General features: G+C 38.3%; 23 protein-coding genes. 15 read left to right on the top strand and 8 right to left on the bottom strand.

Annotated features, from left to right (window positions below; genetic code table 11):
* Positions 1-76 precede the first annotated feature (76 nt).
* From F564_RS0112665 to F564_RS0112655, 3 genes are all read left to right on the top strand, one after another.
* On the top strand, positions 77-862 hold the full coding sequence (locus tag F564_RS0112665; RefSeq protein ID WP_028122975.1) for an RsiV family protein: 786 nt from the start codon (positions 77-79) through the stop codon (positions 860-862).
* 1 nt (position 863) lies between these two features.
* On the top strand, positions 864-1,313 hold the full coding sequence (locus tag F564_RS0112660; protein ID WP_028122974.1) for a DUF6526 family protein: 450 nt from the start codon (positions 864-866) through the stop codon (positions 1,311-1,313).
* A gap of 88 nt (positions 1,314-1,401) precedes the next feature.
* The gene (locus F564_RS0112655; RefSeq protein WP_228373903.1) at positions 1,402-2,289 is read left to right on the top strand and encodes a diacylglycerol/lipid kinase family protein; all 888 of its coding nucleotides are present in this window, start codon (positions 1,402-1,404) and stop codon (positions 2,287-2,289) included.
* 3 nt (positions 2,290-2,292) lie between these two features.
* Here F564_RS0112655 and F564_RS0112650 read toward each other — a convergent pair whose 3' ends face one another.
* A complete protein-coding gene (locus tag F564_RS0112650; protein WP_028122972.1) occupies positions 2,293-2,850 on the bottom strand; it encodes a hypothetical protein in 558 nt (185 codons plus the stop codon).
* 161 nt (positions 2,851-3,011) lie between these two features.
* Here F564_RS0112650 and F564_RS0112645 point away from each other — a divergent pair, with 161 nt between their 5' ends.
* From F564_RS0112645 to F564_RS0112610, 8 genes are all read left to right on the top strand, one after another.
* Positions 3,012-4,226: an HD domain-containing protein gene (locus tag F564_RS0112645; RefSeq protein ID WP_028122971.1), complete on the top strand. Its 1,215-nt coding sequence runs from the start codon at positions 3,012-3,014 to the stop codon at positions 4,224-4,226.
* Positions 4,227-4,299: 73 nt separating this feature from the next.
* The gene (lpxD, locus tag F564_RS0112640) at positions 4,300-5,322 is read left to right on the top strand and encodes a UDP-3-O-(3-hydroxymyristoyl)glucosamine N-acyltransferase (RefSeq protein ID WP_028122970.1); all 1,023 of its coding nucleotides are present in this window, start codon (positions 4,300-4,302) and stop codon (positions 5,320-5,322) included.
* Positions 5,323-5,369: 47 nt separating this feature from the next.
* Entirely contained in the window at positions 5,370-6,764 is a 1,395-nt protein-coding gene (locus F564_RS0112635; protein WP_028122969.1) for a bifunctional UDP-3-O-[3-hydroxymyristoyl] N-acetylglucosamine deacetylase/3-hydroxyacyl-ACP dehydratase, read from the top strand.
* Between the two features lie 3 nt (positions 6,765-6,767).
* Positions 6,768-7,556, top strand: a complete 789-nt coding sequence (gene lpxA / locus F564_RS0112630) for an acyl-ACP--UDP-N-acetylglucosamine O-acyltransferase (RefSeq protein WP_028122968.1) — start codon at positions 6,768-6,770, stop codon at positions 7,554-7,556.
* 29 nt (positions 7,557-7,585) lie between these two features.
* Positions 7,586-8,149 (top strand): elongation factor P, encoded by a 564-nt coding sequence (gene efp / locus F564_RS0112625; RefSeq protein WP_028122967.1) that lies wholly within the window; start codon positions 7,586-7,588, stop codon positions 8,147-8,149.
* A gap of 276 nt (positions 8,150-8,425) precedes the next feature.
* Positions 8,426-9,328 carry an LpxD N-terminal domain-containing protein gene (locus F564_RS0112620; RefSeq protein WP_028122966.1) on the top strand — a complete coding sequence of 301 codons (903 nt, stop codon included), beginning with the start codon at positions 8,426-8,428 and terminating at the stop codon, positions 9,326-9,328.
* 110 nt (positions 9,329-9,438) lie between these two features.
* Positions 9,439-10,311 (top strand): succinate--CoA ligase subunit alpha, encoded by an 873-nt coding sequence (sucD, locus tag F564_RS0112615; protein ID WP_028122965.1) that lies wholly within the window; start codon positions 9,439-9,441, stop codon positions 10,309-10,311.
* 110 nt (positions 10,312-10,421) lie between these two features.
* A complete protein-coding gene (locus tag F564_RS0112610; RefSeq protein WP_028122964.1) occupies positions 10,422-11,075 on the top strand; it encodes a porin family protein in 654 nt (217 codons plus the stop codon).
* 38 nt (positions 11,076-11,113) lie between these two features.
* On the opposite strand, the gene recA is transcribed toward F564_RS0112610, so the two are convergent.
* From recA to pfkA, 4 genes are all read right to left on the bottom strand, one after another.
* A complete protein-coding gene (gene recA / locus F564_RS0112605; protein ID WP_028122963.1) occupies positions 11,114-12,115 on the bottom strand; it encodes a recombinase RecA in 1,002 nt (333 codons plus the stop codon).
* 89 nt (positions 12,116-12,204) lie between these two features.
* Positions 12,205-13,401 carry an oxygenase MpaB family protein gene (locus tag F564_RS0112600; RefSeq protein WP_028122962.1) on the bottom strand — a complete coding sequence of 399 codons (1,197 nt, stop codon included), beginning with the start codon at positions 13,399-13,401 and terminating at the stop codon, positions 12,205-12,207.
* 116 nt (positions 13,402-13,517) lie between these two features.
* Complete coding sequence (gap, locus tag F564_RS0112595) at positions 13,518-14,522, bottom strand: type I glyceraldehyde-3-phosphate dehydrogenase (RefSeq protein WP_028122961.1); 1,005 nt, start codon at positions 14,520-14,522, stop codon at positions 13,518-13,520.
* Positions 14,523-14,578: 56 nt separating this feature from the next.
* The gene (gene pfkA / locus F564_RS0112590) at positions 14,579-15,565 is read right to left on the bottom strand and encodes a 6-phosphofructokinase (protein WP_028122960.1); all 987 of its coding nucleotides are present in this window, start codon (positions 15,563-15,565) and stop codon (positions 14,579-14,581) included.
* 324 nt (positions 15,566-15,889) lie between these two features.
* Between pfkA and F564_RS0112585 the strand changes: the two genes are divergently transcribed.
* The 3 genes from F564_RS0112585 to F564_RS0112570 all read left to right on the top strand — a co-directional run bounded on the left by F564_RS0112585 (position 15,890) and on the right by F564_RS0112570 (position 19,662).
* Entirely contained in the window at positions 15,890-16,816 is a 927-nt protein-coding gene (locus tag F564_RS0112585; protein ID WP_028122959.1) for a malate dehydrogenase, read from the top strand.
* 237 nt (positions 16,817-17,053) lie between these two features.
* Positions 17,054-18,736 carry an alkaline phosphatase PafA gene (gene pafA / locus F564_RS0112575; protein WP_028122958.1) on the top strand — a complete coding sequence of 561 codons (1,683 nt, stop codon included), beginning with the start codon at positions 17,054-17,056 and terminating at the stop codon, positions 18,734-18,736.
* A 161-nt stretch (positions 18,737-18,897) separates the two neighbouring features.
* Entirely contained in the window at positions 18,898-19,662 is a 765-nt protein-coding gene (locus F564_RS0112570) for a TIGR02757 family protein (protein ID WP_028122957.1), read from the top strand.
* Between the two features lie 143 nt (positions 19,663-19,805).
* On the opposite strand, the gene F564_RS0112565 is transcribed toward F564_RS0112570, so the two are convergent.
* Positions 19,806-20,687 carry a polysaccharide deacetylase family protein gene (locus F564_RS0112565; protein ID WP_028122956.1) on the bottom strand — a complete coding sequence of 294 codons (882 nt, stop codon included), beginning with the start codon at positions 20,685-20,687 and terminating at the stop codon, positions 19,806-19,808.
* Between the two features lie 400 nt (positions 20,688-21,087).
* On the opposite strand from F564_RS0112565, the gene F564_RS0112560 reads away from it, so the two are divergent.
* Positions 21,088-21,756 carry a YceI family protein gene (locus tag F564_RS0112560; protein ID WP_028122955.1) on the top strand — a complete coding sequence of 223 codons (669 nt, stop codon included), beginning with the start codon at positions 21,088-21,090 and terminating at the stop codon, positions 21,754-21,756.
* A 444-nt stretch (positions 21,757-22,200) separates the two neighbouring features.
* Here the strand turns inward: F564_RS0112560 and F564_RS0112555 are convergent, their stop codons facing one another.
* Together F564_RS0112555 and uvrA are read right to left on the bottom strand one after the other, a co-directional pair.
* Positions 22,201-22,851: an 8-oxoguanine DNA glycosylase OGG fold protein gene (locus F564_RS0112555; RefSeq protein ID WP_028122954.1), complete on the bottom strand. Its 651-nt coding sequence runs from the start codon at positions 22,849-22,851 to the stop codon at positions 22,201-22,203.
* A 12-nt stretch (positions 22,852-22,863) separates the two neighbouring features.
* On the bottom strand, positions 22,864-25,650 hold the full coding sequence (gene uvrA / locus F564_RS0112550) for an excinuclease ABC subunit UvrA (protein WP_028122953.1): 2,787 nt from the start codon (positions 25,648-25,650) through the stop codon (positions 22,864-22,866).
* Positions 25,651-25,882 lie beyond the last annotated feature (232 nt).

Genomic DNA, 25,882 nt, shown 5'->3' with positions numbered 1-25,882 from the left:
GCTCCACTCAAGTCGGGCTGCGGGTTTGGCCATCAAATATATTTTGTCAGTAATTTAGAATTTAAAATAAATAGTTATGAGAAACTTATTCGCAATTTTATTCTTTGGATTGCTACTTCTTTCCTGTAATAAAACGGAGAACATCACAATTTCAAATACGAAATCCGATAGTATAGAAACAAAAAAAGAATTCGCAATCGATTCCTTGAGAGTTCAGGATTCTCTACAAATTTCAAAAACACTGACTTTGTCTTTCGAAAAACAAATTTTGTTGTTTCCGGATATTACCAATAAAACAATTCTTGATAGTATCTACAAACCTGCCAACATCACATCTAAAGATTATTCCAAGAATGCTTTGTCAGGAGTTCTTGAAAAATTAAAAGCAGAATCTTTGACAAAGCATGAATCGCAGGATTATCTCCCGGAGTTCAAACAAACCTGGGAAGAGATGTCCGGAATGAAATTCATTTCCCACAAGGACAATATCCTCACTTTGCAATATGCTGGAAACGGGTACTCTGGTGGCGCGCACGGTTATTATTTCGAAAGTTATAAGACTTTCGATTTGAAAAATAATAAAGTGATTTCCCAAAACGATATTTTCAAAAACCCAACAGATGCTACTTGGAACAAAATCCTTCAAAACCATTTTGATGAACCTGAGCAGAAAGAAATGTTGCTAGTTGATACAATTGAACCGAACAACAACTTCTTTTTTGATCCGGATAAAATCACATTCGTTTACAACCAATACGAGATTACGGCTTACGCAGCCGGCGTGGTTTACATCACTTTAAATTTCAAAGATATCAAAGACCAATTAAAACCGGAATTCATCAATCAATACAAAATTAAATAAAATGAGCCACCAAAATCTTAATAATTACCGCAAATTTTATCCTTTGCACCATTTTATTTTCTATCCAATTTCTTTGATATTGCTTGCGTTATCGGTTTATAAACTTTGGTTTAATATCAATATCAATGAAGAATTTGTTTGGATTTGGAGTCTGATTTCTGCCACAATAGTGTTGATCATCACCTTGTCTTTTATGCTTAGACAACATTATGCTTTAGGATTACAGGATCGCGTTATCATCAATGAGTTTAAACTGCGATACTTTACAATAGCAGGCAACAGGCTTGAAAGTTTACCTTACCAACTTGCCGATTCTCAGATCTTTGCACTGCGGTTTTCTCAGGACGAAGATTTGGTAGAATTAATGAATCAAGTCATTAAAAATGATTGGTCAGCGTCGAAGATTAAGGAAAATATCAAAAACTGGAAAGCTGATAATAAAAGGATATAGGTTATTGCAAAGACATATTTGGTAGGTTGTCAGGCTGAGGTTCTCGAAGCCCTATGAAAATAAAATTCCTTATAAAAAAATCAACAAAATGCTCTGGAATTCTCAGAGTATTTTTACTTTTGAACCTATGAATGTAGCTTTCATTATCAATCCATTTTCAGCGAAAAAAAATTACCAGCCATTTTTGGACGAGCTGTCAAAAAAAGTGGAAAATCCATTGTATTTGGTCTCAAAATCTCTGCAAGATACAGATGATTTTATAGATGAACATTGGAAAGATGTTGACGTTTTCGTGGCAGTAGGAGGTGACGGAACCATTTCTACAGTGGCTAAGAAACTCATTAATTCAGAAAAAATTTTAGCAGTTTTTCCTGCTGGTTCAGGCAATGGATTTTCACGAGAAACTCATTTTAGCAAAAATATCTCGTTATTATTAGATAAAATTAAAAACGAGAAATTCCGTGAAATTGATACTTTCACAGTCAATGAACATTTCTCTATCAATGTTTCCGGAACCGGATTTGACGGAAAAGTGGTGAAGGAATTTGAAAAGACCAATCGTGGTTTCAAAAATTACATCAAAGTTTCCATCGAGACTTTTTTTAACTACAAACCAATCACAATTAGATTTTCCGATTCCAAATTTCAATCCTACAACGGAACTTATCTAATGGTGAACGTTGCCAATACACGCCAGTTCGGCAACAACGCATATATTGCGCCAATGGCTAGCAAAAGTGATGGTTTGGTGGATTTGGTTTTGGTCAAGAAATTCCCTTTAACCTATTCGCCTTTCTTCGCTTTCAGGATGTTTACAAAACGTTTAAAGGATGATGATTACGTCACTTATCTTCCGGTTTCAGAAGTGGAATTTGAAGTTAATACCAGAAATTGGCACATCGATGGCGAATTCAAAAAGATAAAATCCCCGATTTCTATCAAGGTTTTGCCGAAGAGTTTGCGGATTCTGGTTTGAGAATTACAATTCCTTTTCAGCATTTATCAAAAGCTTGATGAGTTCTTTAAGCTCATCTTTACTGAATTCATTGATGCTGTGGCTGTAATGTTCTGTAGGAAATATGTAATAATTGACCCAGGTTTTTAAACTTTCTTTATAAACTGCTCCAAACTCAATATTATTATTCAGAGCAAACTTATACTTCTTTTCAGAATTTCCAATCTTCTCATTTTCTTTCTGTTCCATAGTTTGAAGAGAGTGAACCAGTTTTGAGAGTTCACTTTTCTCGACAGTCAACGTTTTTTTAGAAATACGGTCAAAAGTTTCATATTGCACCATCATTCCCAGAGAAGTTTCACTCGTATTATCTGACAAATTCTTCAGCGTAATTTTTTGCAAATTAAGCGTCTTAAATTTTGAAAGATTGACTGTTTCCTTTTCCACAAGGATGTCTTTTTTTGAACTTATCGTAGATCCTACAGAAGTTTGCAAAGGATTTTTAATGATTGGAGGTGATTTTACTTGCGCAATAGAACGTAGCCCAGATGATATTAATAATAGAATGATGAGTTTTTTCAATGGATTGATCTTATATTTATGCTAATTTAAAAATATTTTTCAAAAAGATAAAATCTCTGATTCTTCCGAAAAAATTTAGATTCATTTTAATTTCTCATCAAAATGATTCAATTTCCCTATTTTTGTATCATTCATCAACAATCATCTATCAATTATAAACGGTGCAGAATAAACTCAAAATCATCAACGATCCCGTTCACGGCTTTATCAAAATCCCACACGAGATTTTGTTTGACGTCATAGAACATCCTTATTTCCAGAGACTAAGACGCATTTCTCAAACCGGTTTGCTTTCATTAATCTTTCCCGGTGCCAAACACACAAGATTTCACCATGCTATAGGGGCGATGAATCTGATGTTCAAAGCTTTGGAAACTTTAAAACTGAAGGGAATCAAGATTTCGAAAAAAGAAGAAGAAGCGGCGATGCTGGCCATTTTGATGCACGACATTGGTCACGGTCCTTTTTCGCATGCTCTGGAGAATATGCTGATGGATGATTGGCACCACGAGAAAATTTCTATTTTATTGATGACCCGACTGAATGAAGAATTCGGTGGGAAATTGGACCTGGCAATAGAAATGTTTAACGGTAAATACCGTCGCATGTTTTTTAATCAGTTGATTTCTTCGCAGTTAGATGTTGATAGGATGGATTATCTGAAGCGTGACAGCTTTTACACAGGTGTTTCCGAAGGCGACGTGAATGTGGAAAGGATCATCTCTATGATGAACGTCAGCGACGAAAAACTCGTTATTGATGCCAAAGGAATATACTCCATTGAGAATTACCTGACTGCCAGAATGTTTATGTATTGGCAGGTCTATTACCACAAAACAGCGGCTTTGGCAGAGCACGTTTTGGTTCAAATCCTAAACAGAGCAAAGTACCTAGTTTCTCAGAATGTGGAGTTGCACGCGCCATCAAATCTGAAATATTTTTTGATTAAAAACAAATTTGATGAGGCTACAGAAGAAGACATCAGAAGATTCACGATGCTGGATGATATGGATGTTTTTCAGGCAATAAAGGAGTGGACAGAGCATCCGGATTTTATCTTGGCAAGGCTTTGCAGGGTGGTGATTTATAGAGATTTCCCCAAAAGTATTATTTCGTCAAGACCATTTCCAGAAGAATTTATTCAGGATAAAATCAATCAAACAAATCAATTTTTTAATATTACCAATGCAGAAGAATTGGTTGGGCAGATCTCCAGAACGCTTTTGCCTTATGATACAGAAAAACAGCCGATTTATCTGATGGACAAAAATGGAAACAAATTCAAGCTGGAAGAGTCTGAAAATCAGATATTATTTGGTTGTATGGAAAATGCTACGAAAAAATATATGGTGTATTTTCCAAGGGAAATTTTATAATTACAGTAAAACTGTTCCCTAATCGTCATAATTAATTAAAAGATAATTAATAAAATATTTATCTTTGCAAACTATGGAATTTACTGCACAACAAATTGCAAATTTTATAAACGGGAAAATCATTGGCGATCCCGAAACTGTGATTACAGGCGTTTCCCCGATCGAGAACGGAGAGAAGGGACATTTGTCCTTCATCGGGCAATCCAGATTTTTAGAATTTCTGGATGATACAGAATGCGCAGTTCTTATTGTTTCCGAAAGTTTATTGCAAAATAATCAAGAATACAAACCAGTCATCATAGCCGTAGAGGATGCTTATCTGTCCTTTCAGGTTCTGATGAATCTTTATCAAGAAATGCAGGATAGAAGAACAGGAATAGAGCCTGGATCTTTTTTCCATGACACAGCAACGGTGGGAGAAAATGTATACATAGGCGCATTTACCTACGTTTCCGAAAAAGCCACTATTGGGGATGGAACACAGATCTATCCACAGGTTTATATCGGGAAAGGTGTGAAGATTGGAAAAAACTGCAAAATCGACAGTGGCGCAAGAATATATGATTACTGTATCGTAGGAGATAACTGCGTGATCCACTCCAACACGGTTGTTGGCGGTGATGGTTTTGGTTTTCAGCCAACAGCAGAAGGATTCAAAAAAATCCCGCAACTTGGTAATGTGGTTATTGAAGATGATGTGGAAATCGGTTCCAATTGTAGCATAGATCGTGCAACGATCGGGTCTACCATCATTGGGAAAGGAACAAAAATAGATAACCTGATCCAGATTGCTCATAATGTAAAAATTGGTCAGAACAATGTGATAGCAGCACAAGCCGGTATTGCGGGTTCTACAATCATAGGCGACTGGAATCAGATTGGTGGCCAGGTAGGAATTGTAGGTCATATCAAAATAGGAAATCAGGTAAAAATACAGGCACAAAGTGGTGTCAATTCAGCTGCAAAAGACGGAGAAACACTCTACGGTTCTCCAGCAATCAATTACAGCGATTACAGAAGAAACTATGTACATTTCCGTAATTTTACCGATATTGTCAAGAGAATAAACGATTTAGAAAATAAAAAATCAGAGTAAAGGTATCAGGAGTAAAGAAGTATTCTTCCCGCCTCAAAACTAATACAATGAGTGATAAACAAAAAACGATCAAAGAAGACATCCACCTGTCAGGTATAGGTCTTCACACAGGAAGAGAAGTTAATCTTACCATCAAACCGGCCAAGGAAAACACCGGATTTGTATTTGTAAGAACCGATCTCGAAGGTCACCCTCAGGTAGAGGCTGACGTCAATTACGTAACCACTACAGAAAGAGGAACTACTCTGGAAAAGTTAGGCGTCAAAATTCATACTTGCGAGCATCTTTTGGCTGCATTGGTGGGGATGGATGTAGACAATGTCTTTCTCGAAATGAATAGTGCAGAACCACCCATACTGGATGGCTCTTCCAAATATTTCGTAGAAGCGATTGAAAAAGTAGGCGTTACAGAACAGGAGCTGGCAAGAGAGTATCTTGTGGTAAAGGAAGTGATGAATTACATCGACCCTTCTACAGGTTCCGAGATCACAGTGATCCCCGCAGACGATTACGAAATTACAACCATGGTAGATTTTGGCACCAAAGTTCTAGGAACCCAAAATGCCAGTATGAAAAATCTCTCCGAGTTCAAAGATGAGATTGCACCAGCAAGAACATTCAGTTTTCTGCACGAGTTGGAGCAGCTGTTGGATGCAGATCTTATCAAAGGAGGTGATATCAGCAATGCTATCGTCTATGTTGATAAAGAGTTGACACCCGAAACCACAGAAAAACTGAAACTAGCTTTCGGTAAAGATGAAGTTTCGATCCGTCCAAACGGTATCCTGGACAATCTGACCCTTAACTTCCCCAATGAAGCCGCACGTCACAAATTATTGGATGTAGTGGGTGACTTGGCATTGGTAGGTGTAAGGATCAAAGGCAGAGTGATCGCCAACAAACCTGGACACTTCGTAAATACACAGTTCGCAAAAAAACTAAATAGACAATACAAATTGCAGAAGAGAAAAAATGTTCCTGATTTTGATTTGAAGGCAGAACCTGTTTTTGATATCAATGGCATTATGAAACTATTGCCGCACAGACCACCGTTTCTTTTGGTTGATAAGATTTTACAATTGTCAGAAACTCACGTGGTAGGACTGAAAAACGTTTCTATGAACGAGCCGTTTTTCGTTGGCCACTTCCCGAAAGAACCAGTAATGCCTGGCGTTTTGCAAATTGAAGCAATGGCACAGGTAGGCGGGATCTTGGTTTTGGCCAATGTGCCGGATCCGGAAAATTACTCCACTTACTTTGTGAAAATGGATAATGTGAAATTCAAGAAAAAAGTAGTTCCTGGTGATCAGCTGATATTCAAAATAGAATTGATAGAGCCTATCAGAAGAGGTATTGTACATATGCAGGGTTACGGTTATGTAGGAGACAGCGTAGTCGTTGAAGCCGAACTGATGGCCCAAGTCGCAAAAACTAAAAATTAATTTATGATTCACCAGCTTACAGCAGTAGATCCTCGAGCAAAGATCGGCAAAAACGTTACAATAGAACCATTCACTACGATTGGTGCCAACGTAACGGTCGGTTCTGATACGTGGATTGGTCCCAATGTGACCATCATGGAAAATGTGAGGATCGGAAAGAATTGTAAAATTTTTCCCGGAACAGTGATAGGCGCAGTGCCTCAAGATCTAAAATTTGATGGTGAAGACACACAGGTGATCATTGGAGATGGCACCACACTCAGAGAGTGTGTGACGATCAACCGTGGTACAAAAGCTTTAGGATATACAAAAATTGGAAATAATTGTCTCATAATGGCCACTTCTCACGTTGCACACGACTGTATCGTAGGTGATAATGTGATCATTGCAAACGGATGTGGTATTGCAGGGCACGTAGAGATCGGTGATTTTGTAGTAATGGGCGGACTTTCGGCCGTTCAGCAATTTGGAAAAATCGGAAAACATGTGATGATTTCCGGAGGCTCATTGATCAGAAAAGATATTCCACCCTATGTAAAAGTAGCAAGAGAACCTATCTCCTACGCCGGGATCAATTCTGTGGGCCTTAGAAGAAGAGGCTTTACCAATGATAAAATCTTCGAAATTCAAAAAATATACAGAGCAATTTTCCAGATGAAAATGAATACCACCCAAGCGATAGAATTCATAGAAAAGGAAATGCTTCCTACAATGGAAAGAGACGAGATCATCACATTTATCCAGAATTCTCCTCGTGGTATTGTAAAAGGTTACGGTTCCAACAAAGAATAATAAAATTAATACAAGTTTATACACAACTAATGGCAACAAGCAACGATATAAGAAAAGGACTTTGCATAGAATTCAGCAATGATATTTTCAAAGTAATCGAGTTTCTACACGTAAAACCAGGTAAAGGTCCTGCTTTCGTAAGAACAAAATTAAAATCTGTAACCAACGGAAAAGTTCTTGATAATACCTTCTCTGCTGGTCACAAGATCGACGAAGTAAAAGTCATCACCAGAAAATTCCAGTATCTTTATGATGACGAGAATGGCTTCCACTTTATGAACAACGACGATTTTTCTCAACTTTATCTTGACAAAGAAATGATTGAAAACGCTCAGTTTATGAAAGCTGGCGAAGAAATTACAATCATCTTGAAAGAAGCAGACGAATCACCACTTTCTGCAGAACTTCCGCAGTCGGTTTATCTAGAAGTGATCGAAGCAGATCCAGGTGTAAAAGGAAATACAGCGACCAATGCGTTGAAAAATGCAATCGTAGAAACAGGAGCCAGAGTAATGGTACCACTTTTCATAGAGCCGGGTGACAAGATCAAGATCAGTACAGAAGATGGATCTTACCTTGAAAGAGTAAAATAAAACAAAGCATAGAGATGGAAGTCTGAAGTTGATCTTCATGCTTCCATTTTTAATTTTAAAACAAACCATGATTTGGGCAGCTTTATCCGCCTTCCGCTCCCAAAGCTAACGAAGTGGTTCGACGAAGTCAATCTTTTTTGCCAGATGATTTCAGATCAAGTAGCACGTAGTGTCAAAGCAAAAAAGGATTTCCGCTCAAGTCGGGCTGCAAACGACGTTCCTCAATCAAACACGATTGCAATCTAAAATCTAATGTCTAAATTCTAACATCCAACTATGACATTCAATCAGCCACAACAACTCAAGACCATTGCTGATATCATCAACGCCAAATATGTTGGTGATGAGGATTTTCCAGTACTTGGTACCAATGAGATCCATATGGTCAAAGCCGGAGAAATTGTTTTTGTAAACCATCCGAAATATTACGACAAAGCGCTCAATTCCGCTGCCACAATCATTTTAATTGATAAAGAAGTAGAATGTCCTGCCGGGAAAGCACTTTTGGTTTCAGAAGACCCGTTCAGAGACTTTAACAAAATCAACACGCACTTCACCCGAATCTCGAATTTCCGAGAAGAACTGCACGACCTAGAAGTAGGTACGGGAACCTTCATTCACCCTTCTGTGACCATTGGAAATGAAGTTAAAATAGGGAAGAACTGTCACATTTTTCCCAATGTAGTCATTGGTGACAGAACAGTCATTGGTGATAACGTCATCATCCAAGCTAATACAGTTTTGGGAGGCGATGCCTTCTATTACAGAAAACTCAATGGAAACTATGACAGACTGATTTCTGTAGGCCATGTCATCATCCAAAATAATGTGGAAATAGGAAACAGTTGTACCATAGATCGTGGTGTGACAGATCCCACCATCATTGGAGAAGGCAGTATTCTGGACAATCAGATCCAGATTGGGCACGATACCATCATAGGAAAAAGATGTCTGATAGCCTCCCAAACCGGAATTGCAGGCTGCTGCATCATCGAAGATGATGTGACGATCTGGGGACAAGTAGGAATGGCTTCCGGCGTTCGTGTAGAAAGCGGAACTGTACTTCTTGCAAAAAGTGGAGTCAATCGAAATCTTAAGAAAGGAACTTACTTCGGTCCCATTGCAGAAGAATTCAGGGATTACCTCAGAAAAGAAGTCAAACTCAAAAATCTGAAGTAAATCATATTTTATTCATCTAAAAAATTATTGATTACAATAAATTTTTGGATTATTATCGTTATTTTTGCGAGTATCAAAGTTTTATAAAATCAATAAATTACAATAAAAAAATGTCAGTATTAGTAAACAAAGATTCTAAAGTTATCGTACAAGGATTTACAGGTAACGAAGGTACTTTCCACGCAGGTCAAATGATCGATTACGGAACCAACGTTGTTGGTGGTGTAACTCCGGGAAAAGGAGGTTCTGAGCACCTTGGTAAGCCAGTTTTCAATTCTGTGGCAGAAGCTGTAGAGAAAGCAGGAGCTAATGTGAGTATTATTTTCGTTCCGCCTGCATTTGCTGCAGATGCTGTAATGGAAGCTGCTGAGGCAGGTATCAAAGTTATTGTATGTATCACAGAAGGGATTCCCGTTGCTGATATGGTAAAAGTTAAAGATTATATCCAAGATAGAGACTGCCGTTTGATTGGCCCAAACTGTCCTGGTATCATCACTTCAGACGAAGCAAAAATTGGTATTATGCCAGGTTTCGTCTTCAAAAAAGGAAAAGTGGGTATCGTTTCAAAATCTGGAACTCTTACTTACGAGGCTGCAGATCAGGTGGTGAAAGCAGGTTTCGGAGTTTCTACAGCGATCGGAATTGGTGGAGATCCTATCATTGGAACGACGACGAAAGAAGCTTTGGAATTGTTCATTAATGATCCGGAAACAGAAGCGGTTGTCATGATTGGCGAAATCGGTGGATCTTTGGAAGCAGAAGCAGCAAGATGGTACAAAGCGAGTGGTTCTACAAAACCAGTGGTGGGCTTTATCGCTGGACAGACGGCACCAAAAGGTAGAACAATGGGGCACGCAGGTGCAATCGTAGGTGGTGATGATGACACGGCACAAGCGAAAATGGCTATCATGGCAGAAAATGGTATTCACGTTGTAGATTCTCCAGCAGAGATCGGCGTAACCGTAGCCAAAGTTTTAGCATAATACAATTGATTAAAATTGTTTATTAAATATATTTTTTGAGAAGCTCAGATAGAGCTTCTCAATTTTTTTGTTTAATTTTGAAACAGAAAAATAATTATAAAAACACAAGTATGAAAAAAATCCTTTTTGCATCATTCATTTTTTCTTCCTTACTATCTCAGGCACAGATTGATCTGAGGTCAACTGAGTTTGGCTTGGTTGCAGGTGGAACTTATTCCAGGGTTAGAAATGCCCATAATCCTTCCGGAGCCAGATTTTCTGTTTTGGGAGGTGTAACCGCTCAGGCACCAATTGGTTCAGCAGAACAGTATTACCTTCAAATAGAAGCTTTGTATTTTGGAGCTGGAGAATCTGGAAAGGCGAAGGATTCAAAAGGCAGACCTGGATATGAAGCTGTTTACGCTAATAATTACCTCAGTGTTCCTTTTAATTTTAAGGCTTATTTTTCCGAAGCAGAATCTGAATTCTATGGATTGATAGGTCCAAGATTTAATTTCCTGATAGATCAAAAGGTGAAAAATACCAACAAGCCGGAATATGAAAAAAATAGCTACGGTAAAGCAAATTCATTTAATTTAGGAATTGGAGCAGGTGTGGGATTTAGCTATAAAAGGCAATTAGAGCTTGCCTTAAAATATGACATCGGAATGTCGAATACGTATCCTAATTTGAAAAATAGCCCATCTGAGGTAGGTTACACTGGTACTTCTAAGAAAAAATCAGAACAGGTTTTAAGTTTAGGATTAACTTACATCTTCAAATAAAATTAAAGGCTGTGAAATCTCACAGCCTTTAATTCTATTTATTTGTTCTTGATGATCTCTCTGATCTTACCTTCAATCTCTTCAGATAATTCAGGATTGTCTTTGAGGAGGTCTTTTACAGCATCACGGCCTTGTCCCAATTTGGTTTCTTCATAGCTGAACCAAGATCCACTTTTCTTAACCACAGCAAGATCTACGGCTGTATCCAGGATCTCTCCCGCTTTAGAAATACCTTCACCATACATAATATCAAATTCTGCCATTTTGAAAGGTGGCGCTACTTTGTTTTTCACAATTTTCACTTTCACACGGCTTCCAACTGCTTCGTCACCATTTTTAATTGGCGCACTGGCTTTTCTGATATCAATTCTTACAGAAGCATAGAACTTCAGGGCATTTCCACCAGTAGTGGTTTCAGGATTTCCGAACATTACGCCAATTTTTTCACGAAGCTGATTGATGAAAATCACTGTGCATTTTGTTCTTGATATTGAACCAGTTAGTTTTCTAAGTGCCTGAGACATCAATCTGGCGTGAAGACCCATTTTGGAATCGCCCATTTCGCCTTCAATCTCTGCCTTTGGTGTCAATGCAGCTACAGAATCGATCACCACAATATCAATTGCGCCTGATCTGATCAGGTTATCTGCAATTTCCAACGCCTGTTCACCATTATCTGGTTGAGAGATGATTAAGTTCTCCAAATCTACACCCAGTTTTGCTGCGTAACTTCTGTCAAAGGCGTGCTCTGCATCTATAAACGCAGCAATGCCACCCGTTTTCTGTGCTTCTGCAATGGCGTGAAGTGTCAATGTTGTTTTACCCGAAGATTCTGGTCCGTAGATTTCAATAACTCTTCCTCTTGGGTAGCCACCAACACCCAAAGCCAAGTCAATTCCCAATGATCCCGACGGAATGACCTCTATGGTATGATCCACAGAATCCTCTCCCAAAGTCATTACGGTGCCTTTCCCGTAGGTTTTATCTAGTTTTTCCAGCACCAGCTGCAGTGCTTTTTTCTTATCGTCAATAGTACTCATCGTTTCAAAATTATTCTCAAAAATACGGAATTTTAAAATCAAAATCCAATATTATTTTTTCCTGAGCTTGTAAATTTGTTGATTATATTTTAATGGAAATTTGATTGTTTTGTCGTGTTCAGATAATCCTCCAAAACTTTTAACTGATCTTTGTTTCCTCTCTTTATCCTTGCTTCTCGGCTTATAGTTTTTTCATATATTTTATTGAATATGATTTTTGATTTCGGAAATAAGTATCTATTTTTTACTTTCGGAATTTCCAGTCTTTCACAGACTTCATCGTCTAATAAAAACCAAGTGCAGCAGATGTGTAGGTAGCGGAGGTTTTTTCTTTGAAAGTTAAATTTAAGAATGGGATTTTCCAGAGATTCATTCAGTAAAGAATGGGCCAGAAGTACGGAGTCTTTGTCAGATGGTGGCTGTACAGAAGTCCATAGATAAAAATATTCTGTCGCTTGTTTTTTATCGTCAGGTAAAAGATTTTCCGGAATTCCTAAAAGATATCCTACGTATTTCCAAAGGTGAAAGAGTCCTTTTTCTTCGTGTTGAGAATAGGTATTTCCTAATTTGTTCAGACTGTATAAAAACACCAAACTGAAACCGATGTAAGTTGCCATCATATCCCAAGAGTTGATAGGTTCTCCCCAGTTTTTGGTGTCCCAGTTCTTGTCATTTTTTTTTATAGAAAGTCTCGCATAGGAATGGATTAATCTGGTTTTTATAGCGAATTCATAACCCTTTTGATGGGTTAAAAGTGAGTCGGTTCTGGTGACATTCAACCAAAAGTCCAGGGTCTCTGATAAACGTTTGACTGCGCCTTTCTTCAAAGCTTCTGTTACGATCAATGGTTTATTGAGATAGGCGTAATCGTAACCGCCGATCAGACAATAATCTCTGAGTGAAATCAAGGAATCCACATTGCAGCGCATACAGAGTTCTGCGCCGCTTTTTATTAAATTAAAATCTACCCAGTCCGGAACAGATTGAGTTTGTCCAAATAGTATTTTTACACTTTCAGGGATATCATGATTTTCAAAAATACCAGTCCTGATATAAGTTTCAATCTGCCTTGAAGCTTCGGGATATGATTGTGTCAAGTAAATGTCTTTTACCACTTGATCTCCGATTTGATCAAAATCATAAAAGAAATGAGAAAATTGATCAAAATCTTTGAAGCTGACATTCGCGCCGGAAAACTCTATAAGCTGTTTACCATTTCCGCTTTCCCAAAAATTTTTGAAATGTGGCGCATCTTTGAATTTAGGTTGTAAAATTGGTTTTTCCATCTTTGATAAAATTACAATTATTGTTCGAAAAAGTAATGGTGAATTTTATCATTAATCAATAAAAAAAACCTTTCAAAATGAATTGAAAGGTTTCAGTATTTATTGAATAAGTTGGATTACAAAGAAGCTGAATGTACAAGCATATCTGCCAATTTGTTAGAATAGCCCCATTCGTTATCGTACCAAGATACCAATTTTACGAACGTTGGGTTCAGCATAATTCCTGCCTCTTTATCGAAGATAGAAGTTCTGGAATCGCTTACGAAATCCTGAGAAACAACAGCGTCTTCAGTATAGCCAAGAATACCTTTCAATTCGCCTTCAGAAGCAGTTTTGATCGCTGTACAGATCTCTTCGTAAGAAGTTGGTTTGTCTAATTTTACGGTTAAATCCACTACAGAAACGTCAGCAGTTGGAACTCTGAAAGACATACCAGTCAATTTCCCGTTAAGAGAAGGGATTACTTTTCCTACCGCTTTTGCAGCACCTGTAGAAGAAGGGATGATGTTGTTTAGCGCAGATCTACCACCTCTCCAGTCTTTTGCAGATGGTCCATCTACCGTTTTCTGAGTTGCAGTTGTAGCGTGTACAGTCGTCATAAGACCTTCTGAAATCCCGAAGTTATCGTGGATTACTTTTGCCAAAGGTGCAAGACAGTTGGTTGTACAAGATGCGTTTGAGAAGATGGCGATATCGCTGGTTAATTCTTTGTGGTTCACACCCATTACGAACATTGGCGTATCATCTTTTGGCGGCGCAGAAAGGATTACTTTCTTAGCACCTGCATTGATATGAGCTTGCGCTGTTTCTTTAGATAAGAATAAACCTGTAGATTCTACGATGTACTCTGCACCTACTTCATTCCATTTTAGGTTGTTAGGATCTTTCTCAGCAGTTACACGGATGGTTTTTCCGTTTACCACAAGGTTGTTACCTTGTACTGATACTTCTCCTTTGAACGTTCCGTGAACAGAATCGTATTTTAGCATGTAAGCCATGTATTCTGCATCGATAAGGTCATTGATACCTACAACTTCGATGTTTTCTCTTTCAGTCATTGCTCTGAAAACTAAACGTCCGATTCTCCCGAATCCGTTGATTCCTACTTTAATTGTTGACATATTATTTAAAATATTAAGGTTTTTTTTGTTTTATAAATGTACGAAAAAATAAAGAATTACATAGCGAGAATCTCAGCTATTTTCAATAGATCCTTGTCAATTTCGTTGTGTTTTTTGATCGCTTCTTCAATAGTTGTATATGTGATTTTGTTAGCCTGCATACCGACCATCACTTTGTTTCTTCCTTCCATAAGACCTATCACTGCACCATAGCCCAAATGGCTGGCCAGCACTCTGTCTGCACAGCTGGGTGAGCCGCCTCTCTGGATGTGTCCCAGGATTGCCACACGGATATCATAGTTCGGGAACTCTTCTTTGGTGGCTTTTGCAAGATCATAGATGCTAGCCAATTCTTCGCCCTCTGCCACGACTACAATACTGGATGATTTGCCTACTTTTTCTGCCGTCCGGAAAGTGCTGAAAAGATCTTCCAGACTGTCTTTTCTTTCCGGGATCAGGATGTCAAGTGCACCAGTTGCGATACCACTGTTCAGGGCAATGAAGCCTGCGTCACGTCCCATCACTTCTACAAAGAAAACTCTGTTGTGAGAAGTTGCCGTATCACGGATCTTGTCAATAGCATCCATTGCGGTATTAAGAGCCGTGTCGTAACCAATGGTTTTATCTGTACCAAATATATCGTTGTCAATAGTCCCGGGAACACCAATGACTTTGACTCCAAATTCTTCATTGAAGACCTTTGCGCCTGTGAAACTGCCGTCTCCACCAATACAGACCAAAGCATCAATGCCTAATTTCTGACATTGCTCGAAGGCTTTTTTTCTACCTTCCGGAGTCATGAATTCTTTGGATCTAGCAGACTTTAGAATAGTTCCGCCCTGATTGATAATATTTTTTACGGAGCGAGGTCCCATTTTTATAACATCACCAGCAATAAGACCATTATAGCCCTCGCGGATTCCATAACAGTCTATGTCGTAGTGGTTTGCTGTTCTTACAACAGCTCTAAGTGCAGCGTTCATACCCGGAGCATCACCTCCGGAAGTTAAAACTGCAATAGATTTTATGTTGTTTTCTGACATGTTTTCAATTTTTTTCAGAGCAAATTTACGAAATCTGAACCACATTTGACGATCTAGTACAATATTGTGTCATAAATAATACCGCAGCTTGATCATAAAGAAAATGCTAACCTATCGCAGGTAAACATGTCCGCTAATTGCAAGATTTGATCATGTGTTTTGCATTGGAATAAAATATGACAAATATTAGAATTAAATTTTTCTCAGGCTCTGTAACTTTTATTATATTTACGAACAAGACAAAGTCAAATTTTAAATTAACAAATTGTAGATAATCAGATCAAAGGGATCATTATTACTAAAAAAACATTAAATAAAAACATTATGAAAGTTACCGTAGTTGGCGCAGGCGCAGTAGGAGCAAGTTGTGCAGAATACATCGCAATGAAAGACTTCGCAGCAGAAGTTGTTTTGGTAGACATCAAAGAAGGCTTTGCAGAAGGAAAAGCAATGGATCTGATGCAGACCGCTTCTCTTAATGGTTTCGATACCAAAATCACTGGAACAACAGGAGATTACTCCAAAACTGCAGGTTCCAAAGTCGCGGTAATCACTTCTGGAATTCCTAGAAAACCGGGAATGACAAGAGAAGAATTGATAGGTATCAACGCAGGGATCGTCAAAGAAGTGACTCAAAACTTGGTCAAATATTCGCCGGATGTGATCATTATTGTGGTCTCCAACCCGATGGATACAATGGCATATCTGGTTCACAAAACATCCGGACTTCCAAAAGAAAGAATCATCGGAATGGGTGGTGCTTTGGATTCTGCCAGATTCAAGTACAGATTGGCAGAAGCATTAGAATCGCCAATTTCTGACGTTGACGGAATGGTCATTGCAGCACATTCTGACACAGGTATGTTACCTTTATTCAGCAAAGCAACAAGAAATGGCGTGCCAGTTTCTGAGTTCTTGAATGATGAGCAAAAGGCTTCTGTCATCGAAGAAACTAAAGTTGGCGGTGCAACATTGACCAAATTGCTAGGAACTTCTGCTTGGTACGCACCAGGTGCGGCGGTTTCCGTAATGGTTCAGTCTATCTTGTGTGATCAGAAAAAAATGATCCCTTGTTCACTGATGTTGGATGGCGAATACGGACAAAGCGATATCTGCCTTGGGGTGCCTGCTATCATTGGGAAAGATGGTGTAGAAAAAATCGTCAATATCACTTTAACAGTGGACGAACAATTGAAATTTGCTGAAGCCGCACAAGCTGTAAGAGATGTGAATGGCGATCTTAAGTTTTAATATTGAAGAGAACTTCAGCACAAAAAAAGAACGGGAAACTTCCTGTTCTTTTTTGTTTGTAATTACCTCAGTTTTTGCTGAGTGAACACCTTTAGTGAATTTGAAAATAAGTTCGGTAAGGCCAAAAAAACTTGGAAGACTTGGTGTTTAAATTCATTTGTCTTGCAAACTTTAATAAAATTTCACATCCCAAAACTTTTGAAAGCTGTAAATTTGGGCTCAATAAAAAGTCATTCAATGTTCAGAAAAATTCAAATATTCCTGATTGCAGCCCTTGCGATTGGAAATCTAGATGCGCAAAAAATTAAACTTAACAGTGAAAATCCAGATACCCAGAAAACAAAATTAAATTCTGGAGCGAAACCAAAATTAGTCGTAGGACTAGTCGTAGACCAGATGCGTTGGGACTATCTCTACCGCTTCGAGAAAAAATTCGGGAAAGGTGGTTTTCAAAGGCTGCTAGGTGAAGGTTATTCTCTTAATAATGTTCACATTCCTTACATCCCGACCGTGACTGCCATTGGCCATACTTCTATTTATACAGGTTCTGTTCCATCTATTCACGGGATTGCCGGCAATGACTGGACAGACAAAGAAACCGGAAAAAATGTCTATTGTACGACAGATGACGGCGTCAATCCTGTTGGTTCTGAGAATAGAAAAATGGGAAGTCATTCTCCCAAAAACCTATGGTCTACCACTATGACAGACCAATTGAGAATAGCCAGTAATTTTAAATCAAAAGTAGTTGGTGTTTCTTTGAAAGACCGCGCATCCATTTTGCCTGCCGGGCACAATCCAACTGGCGCTTTCTGGTTCGATGATTCATCAGGGAATTTTATTACGAGTTCTTATTATATGAATGAACTGCCAAAATGGGTGACTGATTTTAACGGGCAGAAAGTTCCTGAAAAATTATTGGCCAACGGCTGGGAGACTAGCTTGCCAATTTCTGAATACACAGAAAGTACAGCGGATAATGTAGAATGGGAATATCCTGTAGGAACTGCGAAAGAACCTGTTTTCCCATATAAAAATCTGTTAACGGATTATACGACTAAAAAAGGCGTCATCAGAACTACACCGTTCGGCAATACTTTAACCTTGACTTTTGCGGAAGCGGCGTTGGATCATTATGCTTTGGGAAAAGGCGAGGAGACAGATTTTCTGGCAATCAATTTGGCTTCAACGGATTATGTTGGCCATTCTTACGGACCGAATTCCGTAGAAGTAGAAGATACCTACATCCGATTGGACCAAGACTTGGCTGCGTTTTTCAAAATGCTGGATAAGAAAGTAGGGAAGAACAATTATCTGGTTTTCCTGTCAGCTGATCACGGTGGTGCCAATGCCGAAGGATTCTTGAGAGCCAATAAGATCCTCGGTGGTTTCTATGATGATGGATTGGAAAAAAATCTGGGTGCAGAACTGGAAAAGAAATATGCAAATTCTAAAGTCATTCTTGGAATCGACAATTATCAAATTTACCTGAATCAAAGTCTGATCAAAGAAAAAAATCTGGACGAAGACGATATCAAAACAACGATCATCAACAATCTGAACAAAGATCAAAGGGTTTTATACGCAGTTGATTTAAAGAAAATCGGTTCATCTGCTATACCAGAGCCTATAAAAACCAGGGCCATCAACGGTTACAACTGGCAGAGAAGTGGCGATATTCAAATCATTTCCCACGACGGCATGTTGCCTTCATATGCTAAAAAAGGAACCACTCACAGCGTCTGGAATTCCTACGATTCACATATTCCCTTGATCTTTATGGGCTGGGGAATCAAACACGGCGAAAGCAATAAAGATTATAATATGACCGATATTGCCCCGACCATCTCCGCCTTACTTCACATCGAGTTCCCAAGTGGAAACATCGGAAGTCCAATTACAGAAGTGATTGGGAGGTAATTTTGTTCAAATTTTTATCGCAAAGGCGCATTTATTTTTAAAAATTACTATTTTAAGTCGCAAATGTTTTCTAGTCGGAAAGTTTGCGACTTTTTTGTGCTTTTATCAATAAATTCTTGCGACTTTGCGATCAAACTAATCCGTATTTTTGTTGCATGATTTTGAAAGAAAAAGATATTTTCGAATTGTTGAATGAAAAAGCAGAACGCTACAATTCGCCAGATTTTATTTCCGATGATCCCATTCAGATTCCGCACCGCTTTGCTTTGAGACAGGATATCGAGATTGCTGGCTTTTTGTCGGCAAGTATTGCTTGGGGAAATCGTAAATCGATCATCAATGATGCCAATAAAATGATGGCGCTAATGGGCCATTCGCCGTACGATTTTGTGATGAATTTCACCGATTCTGATTTGGATAAGATTCCACAGCAAGCTATTCACAGAACCTTCAACCACGAAGATTTTATTTTCTTTCTAAGGAATTTCAGACGTCTTTATTCGCAGTTTGAAAGTCTGGAAGATGCGTTTCTTATTAATGAGGATGAATCCAATTTCTACCATTCAATCGAGCGATTCCGAAATCAGTTCATTTCCGAAGAACACCGTGGGCAGAAACACGTGAGTTCGCCGTACAAAAATTCGGCTTCCAAAAGGTTGATTATGTTTCTGCGTTGGATGGTTCGGAAAGATAAAAAAGGTGTTGATTTCGGTATTTGGAAAAACATCGACCCGAAGTTTCTGTCTGTTCCGCTGGATGTTCATACTGCCAATATTTCCCGAAAACTCGGGATCTTAACCAGAAAACAAAACGACTGGAAGGCAGTGGAAGAATTGGATTTGATTCTTAGAAAATACAATGCTGCGGACCCGGCGATCTATGATTTTGCCTTGTTTGGATTGGGAGTTTCCAAAGAGTTTGATTAAATATTACCCACAAAGACACAAAGGTCTTCACGAAGTACACAAAGTTTTTTTGCTATATAAAATATGACAAAATCAATTTAAATCTTAAAGAATAAAAATTGCGAACCTTGTGCAAAAACTTTGTGTCTTTGTGGTTTAAAAAATTACTTCAAAATATCATTAATATTAGGATACTCAGAGATTTTTCGGAACTCAAAACGATTGCTGTTCTGCAAATCTGAAATGAATAAATCCAATTCCCTCACCGAATCATCATCCTGAAGATATTGGTCGTGCGTCAGAAAAACCAAATGTCGTGAAGTCTTTTCCAAATCGTTGAAAAAGATGCTGTCTACGCGCTTTGTCATTTCTTTGTGAGTGCCTTTCAGTTTCATCGCGTGGTTTGGTTTCCACTCCAAATCCCAGCCTACCAAAACATAACCCGCTTTTTGTAATCCGTCTGCTGCAACTTTTGAAGTTTTGATGTCAGTATTATTGATGTTTCCTGTTCTCCAGATATTTCTTCCGGGAGTTCTGGCGTATTTGTTTTTGAATTTCAAACTGTCTCTTGCTCTGTCAAAATCGTGAATCACATTTTCTGGATTTTTGTAGAATTCGGAATATCGGTTTAAGGCGTGCGTGTAGCTGTGATTGGCAATCTCAACCAATTTGTCATTTTCCAGTTCTTTCAATTCCTTGGATTGGGTTTTACTGTCGTATGCGTGTTTTCCAACGACAAAAGCTGTGATGGGAATTTGATATTTGTTGGTGATTTTCAAAAGGTTGCTTGTTCCTCGGTTTGGTCCGTCATCGAAGGTTAAATAAATATAGCGCTTGTTCGGATCGTCGGGAACGTATGGTTTTGCTGAAATTACTTTTGCTGAGTTTGGGACGATTTTTTCTGAATTGGTATCGTTTGAAAGTTGTGCCTGTTCTTTTTCTGATTTTTTGTTACAGGATTTCAAAAAAAATACTGCTGTAGTGATTAAGGCAGCAGTCCCAAGAAAAACCAACAGATTTGATTTTTCTGCAAAAGTTTTTTTCATTGTAAATAATGGAATTTAAGGCTTGTTAAAAAAATGTTAATTAAGTTAAGGCTAGAATCAAATTTGATGCCGATGTTTATGTATTTTGAAATTAATTTAAAATTTAATTATATTGATAATCAGTTGTTTATGTTTATTTTGTATTTTTAATTGTCAATAAAGGTGATATGTTAAAATTTATGCGCGACTTATCGCAGCCCGACTTGAATGGAAATCCTTTTTTGCGAGTACTTCGGGTTCAACTTAACTGAAATCGTGAGCAAAAAAGATTGGGAGTGGAAGGCGGATAAAGCTGCCCAAATATTGGTGTTGCTATGTTTCTTGATGTACATCAACGTCTGTTCTGTGTTTAAGGTCTTATTTTTGCTGCACTAAAAAAGTTTAATCAAAATAATGTTCTATGAAAAAATTAACCGTATTGGCACTAGCAGGCGCAGCATTTTTGTTCACTGCTTGTAATGACAAAAAAGAAACTGTAAAAGATGCACAAGAAGTGGCGGCGAAAACCGGAGAGGCTTACAAAGTAGATTTGGCAACGTCCAACGTCAACTGGAAAGCTTTCCACAAAGGTGGTTTCGCACCAAGATGGGGAACTTTGAACTTGAAATCAGGTGAATTGACCGTTGCTGATAATGCAGTCACTTCCGGAGATTTCGTCATCGATATGACGACTTTGAAAGTGAACCCAGCGTCTGTAACCGAGGCTGGCAAAAAGCCGGCTGACCTGGAAGCACACTTGAAAAATGAAGATTTTTTCAACGTGACCAAAAATCCAACTTCTGATTTTAAGATCACGTCTGTAGTAGACTTGGCGGGCGAACTTCCAAAAGATGCTGTAGCGGGTTCCAACAAAACAGTGAGCGGAAACCTGACATTGTTAGGAAAAACGTTGAACGTTTCTTTCCCTGCAAAAGTAACTGTTACTGAAGGTAAAGCGAGTGTAGAAGCGAGATTTACGGTGAACAGAACAGATTGGGGAATCAAATTCGGGACAGACGAAACAGACCCAGCTGAATGGATGATTAGCAAAGACATCGAAATTGGCATCAATGTGAATGCTTCCAAATAAGTAAATCATAAAAATGAAAAGGAAGAGACTGAGTCGATAGATTCAGTCTTTTTTTGTGATTTGTAAAGCACTTCGACTTAGTTTATATTGATCGAAGTCGAATACATAGTGTGACAACTTAATTATATGAGAGACAATTGTCATCCTGAGGTTCTCGAAGGATCATAAGATTGAAAATAAAAGAACCGACTCTTTAGGAGCCGGTTCAGTAGATAAAGACATCTCATTTTTTTTAGTTAAACAACAACAAAAAAGGATAGCCGACGGTGCTATCCTTTGATTTTTATATCAAATAAATTTGAGTGATTCTGATTGACAATAGATAAGTTTTCATAACGATTTCCTTAATCTTAGTGATGTAAATTTAGAAAGAAAAACCATACGAAATGTAAACTGAATGTTAAAGTTTAGTAGTTATCCACATTTTTTTGTGGATAAGTCTCATTATAGACTTTTTCCGAAGAAAAACAAAAACATCTCTACATTTTCAGGTTCTACATTTAACTTCAAAGAAATATTATTTATTGTCTCCAAGAAATTAACGTAGTTAAGTTTGTTTTTACTTTGTTTTAAAGCAAACTCTCTTGTAATTCCTTTAAGAGGCTGTACTTCTTTGAAATTTGAATTGTTAATTATATCAATAAGTTTATCATCTAAAATTACACATTTGTAGCCATCAATTTTAATGTCTAAGAAATATAAAAATTTGGAAAGGGTTGATATTCCTAATCCTTTTATTTTGTAATATTTTAAATCAGAAACTAAAAGATTGTAAGGTATCGTTTTGATATTATAATATTTGTGAAGAAGTGTTTGAAGTTTACTGAAGTTTTCATCATCTAAAAGATTTTCAATATTATTACCTCTTCCTTTCGTAGGGTATCCCCACATTAAAGTTTTAATTACGAAAATATTTAAGTTTTTCCTCTCGGCTCTAATTTCGCTTCGGGAAATTTTTTTAAACTCATTTTCTTCAAAAATATCATTAATAATCTTCATTTGTGAAGCAACATTCCAATTACTCTTTTTAATTCTAAAGGAGCTCATTTCAGTTGGTAGAAATTTTATCAAATCTGAAAATGTTTCAATATTCATAAAACGATAATATTACAATTTCTCCGCAATATACTTCGCCGTAGCCGAACCTTTCACTTTCACCAAATCCTCTGGCGTTCCGGCAAAAACAACTTCACCACCGTATTTTCCAGCATTTGGACCGATGTCGATGATGTAATCTGCTGTTTTGATAATATCTGGCTGATGCTCAATCACAACCACCGAATGTCCCAGTTCTATCAAAGCCTGAAGCGATTTCAATAATTTCTTAATATCGTGGAAATGCAATCCTGTTGATGGCTCATCGAAGACGAAAAGCGTTTTATCCGTCGTCACACCTTTCACAAGAAAAGATGCCAGTTTTACACGCTGCGCCTCACCGCCGGAAAGGGTAGAAGAGGATTGCCCCAGCTGAAGATAACCCAAACCAACATCCTGCAAAGGTTTTATTTTGGTCGCAATCTTTTCTTCGTGGTTTTCTGAGAAAAATTCCAACGCCTCGTCAACCGTCATATGAAGGATGTCGGAAATATTTTTCTCATCGTATTTGATTTCCAAAATTTCTTTCTTGAAACGCGTGCCGTGGCAATGTTCACATTCCAGCTCGATGTCTGCCATAAACTGCATTGAGACCGTGATAACACCATCACCTTTACACTCGTCGCAACGTCCGCCGTCCACATTGAAGGAAAAATGTTTCGGTTTCAAACCTTGAACTTTCGCTGATTTTTGCTTTGCGAAAAGGTCACGGATGTCGTCATAAGCTTTCAAATAAGTGACAGGATTGGAACGGGAAGATTTTCCGATTGGATTTTGGTCAATCAGTTCGATGTTTTGAATCAGTTTTGAAGGAAAGTCCACGGAGTCATAATCCGCTTTTTTTCCACCCATTCCCAATTGGATTTGGATCGCATTCGTCATCACTTCTTTCATCAAAGTCGATTTTCCACTTCCCGAAACGCCCGTAATGACTGTCAAACATTCTAATGGAACATTCACGTCGATATTTTTCAAATTGTTTTGACGCGCACCTTTGATGGCGATGTATTCTTTTGTTTTTCTGCGTTTTTTAGGCACTTCAATTTCCATTTCGCCACTTAGGTATTTTGCGGTCAGAGTATCGGATTTCATCATTTCCTCATAGTTGCCGTTGAAAACCAAATCACCGCCAAGGTAACCTGCTTCCGGTCCAATATCGATGATATGGTCCGCTGCTTTCATCACGTCTTCATCGTGTTCTACGACGATTACGGTGTTGCCTAGGTCTCGAAGTTGTTTCAAAACGCCAATCAGATTTTCCGTATCTCGGGAATGCAGACCAATACTCGGCTCATCCAAAATATAAATCGAACCAACGAGCGAACTTCCCAAACTCGTTGCCAAATTAATTCTCTGACTTTCACCACCGGAAAGTGTGTTCGAAGTTCTGTTTAAGGTTAAATAACCGAGACCAACTTTCGTCAAAAACTCCAATCGGGTTTCGATTTCGTAGGTCAATCGTTTGGCGATTTCTCTGTCGTGCTCGTTGAGTTTTAATGATTTGATTAATGGAAGAAATTCGTCCAAAGGTAATTCTATGAACGACTGAATGTTATGACCGTCAATTTTCACCCAGCTTGTTTCTTCTCTTAATCTTAATCCTTCGCAAGTTGGACAAAGTGTTTTCCCACGATAGCGGGAAAGCATCACGCGGTATTGTATTTTATAAAGATTTTCCTCCAGCATTTTGAAAAAATTATCAATGCTTGGAAATGTTTTCGTTTTATCACCTCTCCAAAGTAACTGTTTTTGTTCTTTGGTCAACTGGTGATAAGGCTTATGAATAGGGAAGTCTTTGTTCTTTTTAATGAAATCCTTTTTCCATTCGCTCATACTTTCGCCACGCCAAGACGCGACTGCATCTTCGTGAAGCGACAGGTTTTTGTTGGGAATCACCAAATCTTCATCAATTCCAATCACTTTTCCGTAACCTTCGCAAGTCGGGCAAGCGCCATAAGGATTATTAAAACTGAAATAATGGACAGTCGGCTCATTGAAAACAATGCCGTCTACTTCAAATTTATTCGAGAAATCCCGTACTTTTCCGGTGTCTGTATTTTTCAAAGAACAGTAGCCGTGACCTTCGTAGAAAGCCATCTGGATAGAATCTGCCAATCGCTGAAGGAAACTCTCATCTTCCTCATAATTGAACCTGTCGATGACCAAATTAATCGCCATATCTTTCTCTGGCACAAATCCGAAACTTTCCAGATCCTCAATCCCTGCCACGTTTCCGTTCACTTCCAATCTTGTAAATCCGGAAACTTTCAACGTCTTCAGTTGTTCCGCAAAATTATCAGCATCAAATGTCAAAGGGGCCAAAAGTAAAAACGTCGAATCGTTCTTTGAATTCTTGATGAAATCGATCACATCTGTGACGTTGTCTTTCTTCACTTCTTCGCCGGAAACAGGGGAATAAGTTCTGCCAACGCGCGCAAAGAACAACTTCATATAATCGTAAATCTCCGTAGAAGTTCCAACCGTAGAACGCGGATTGGACGAGATCACCTTTTGCTGAATCGCAATAGACGGTGCCAAACCTTTGATATCATCAATTTTTGGTTTTTCTAATTTTCCCAAAAACTGGCGCGCATAAGAACTCAGACTTTCCACGTAACGCCTCTGTCCTTCGGCATAAATGGTGTCGAAAGCCAGGGAAGATTTTCCACTTCCCGAGACGCCTGTGATCACGATCAGTTTATTCTTCGGGATGAGAACATCTATGTGTTTCAGGTTGTTAAGGTGCGCGTTTTTAACGAAAAGAAATTTCTTGATATCGATGTCGGTTGTTGTAGCCATAGTAAAAATAAGACCCACAAAATTACGGAAAATTAAATCGAATTGGAATATGATTTTGGATTAAATAAACACAACCAAATCATAAAAATCGGTTAAGTTTTTATAGTTCCGTAGGAACGTTCTGTTAATAGAAAATGAGAGTTAATCTGAAAAAGAACTCCTTAGGAGTGACCTTTTGGTATTGTTGATTTACAGGTCGCTCCTACGGAGCTTTGATTGCTGGCATTGTCTA

The sequence above is a fragment of the Epilithonimonas tenax DSM 16811 genome, from assembly GCF_000428485.1.
GTDB classification, from domain to species: Bacteria; Bacteroidota; Bacteroidia; order Flavobacteriales; family Weeksellaceae; genus Epilithonimonas; species Epilithonimonas tenax.
Note: the sequence above shows the minus strand (reverse complement) of the source record. Positions and strands in the feature narration are given on the sequence as shown.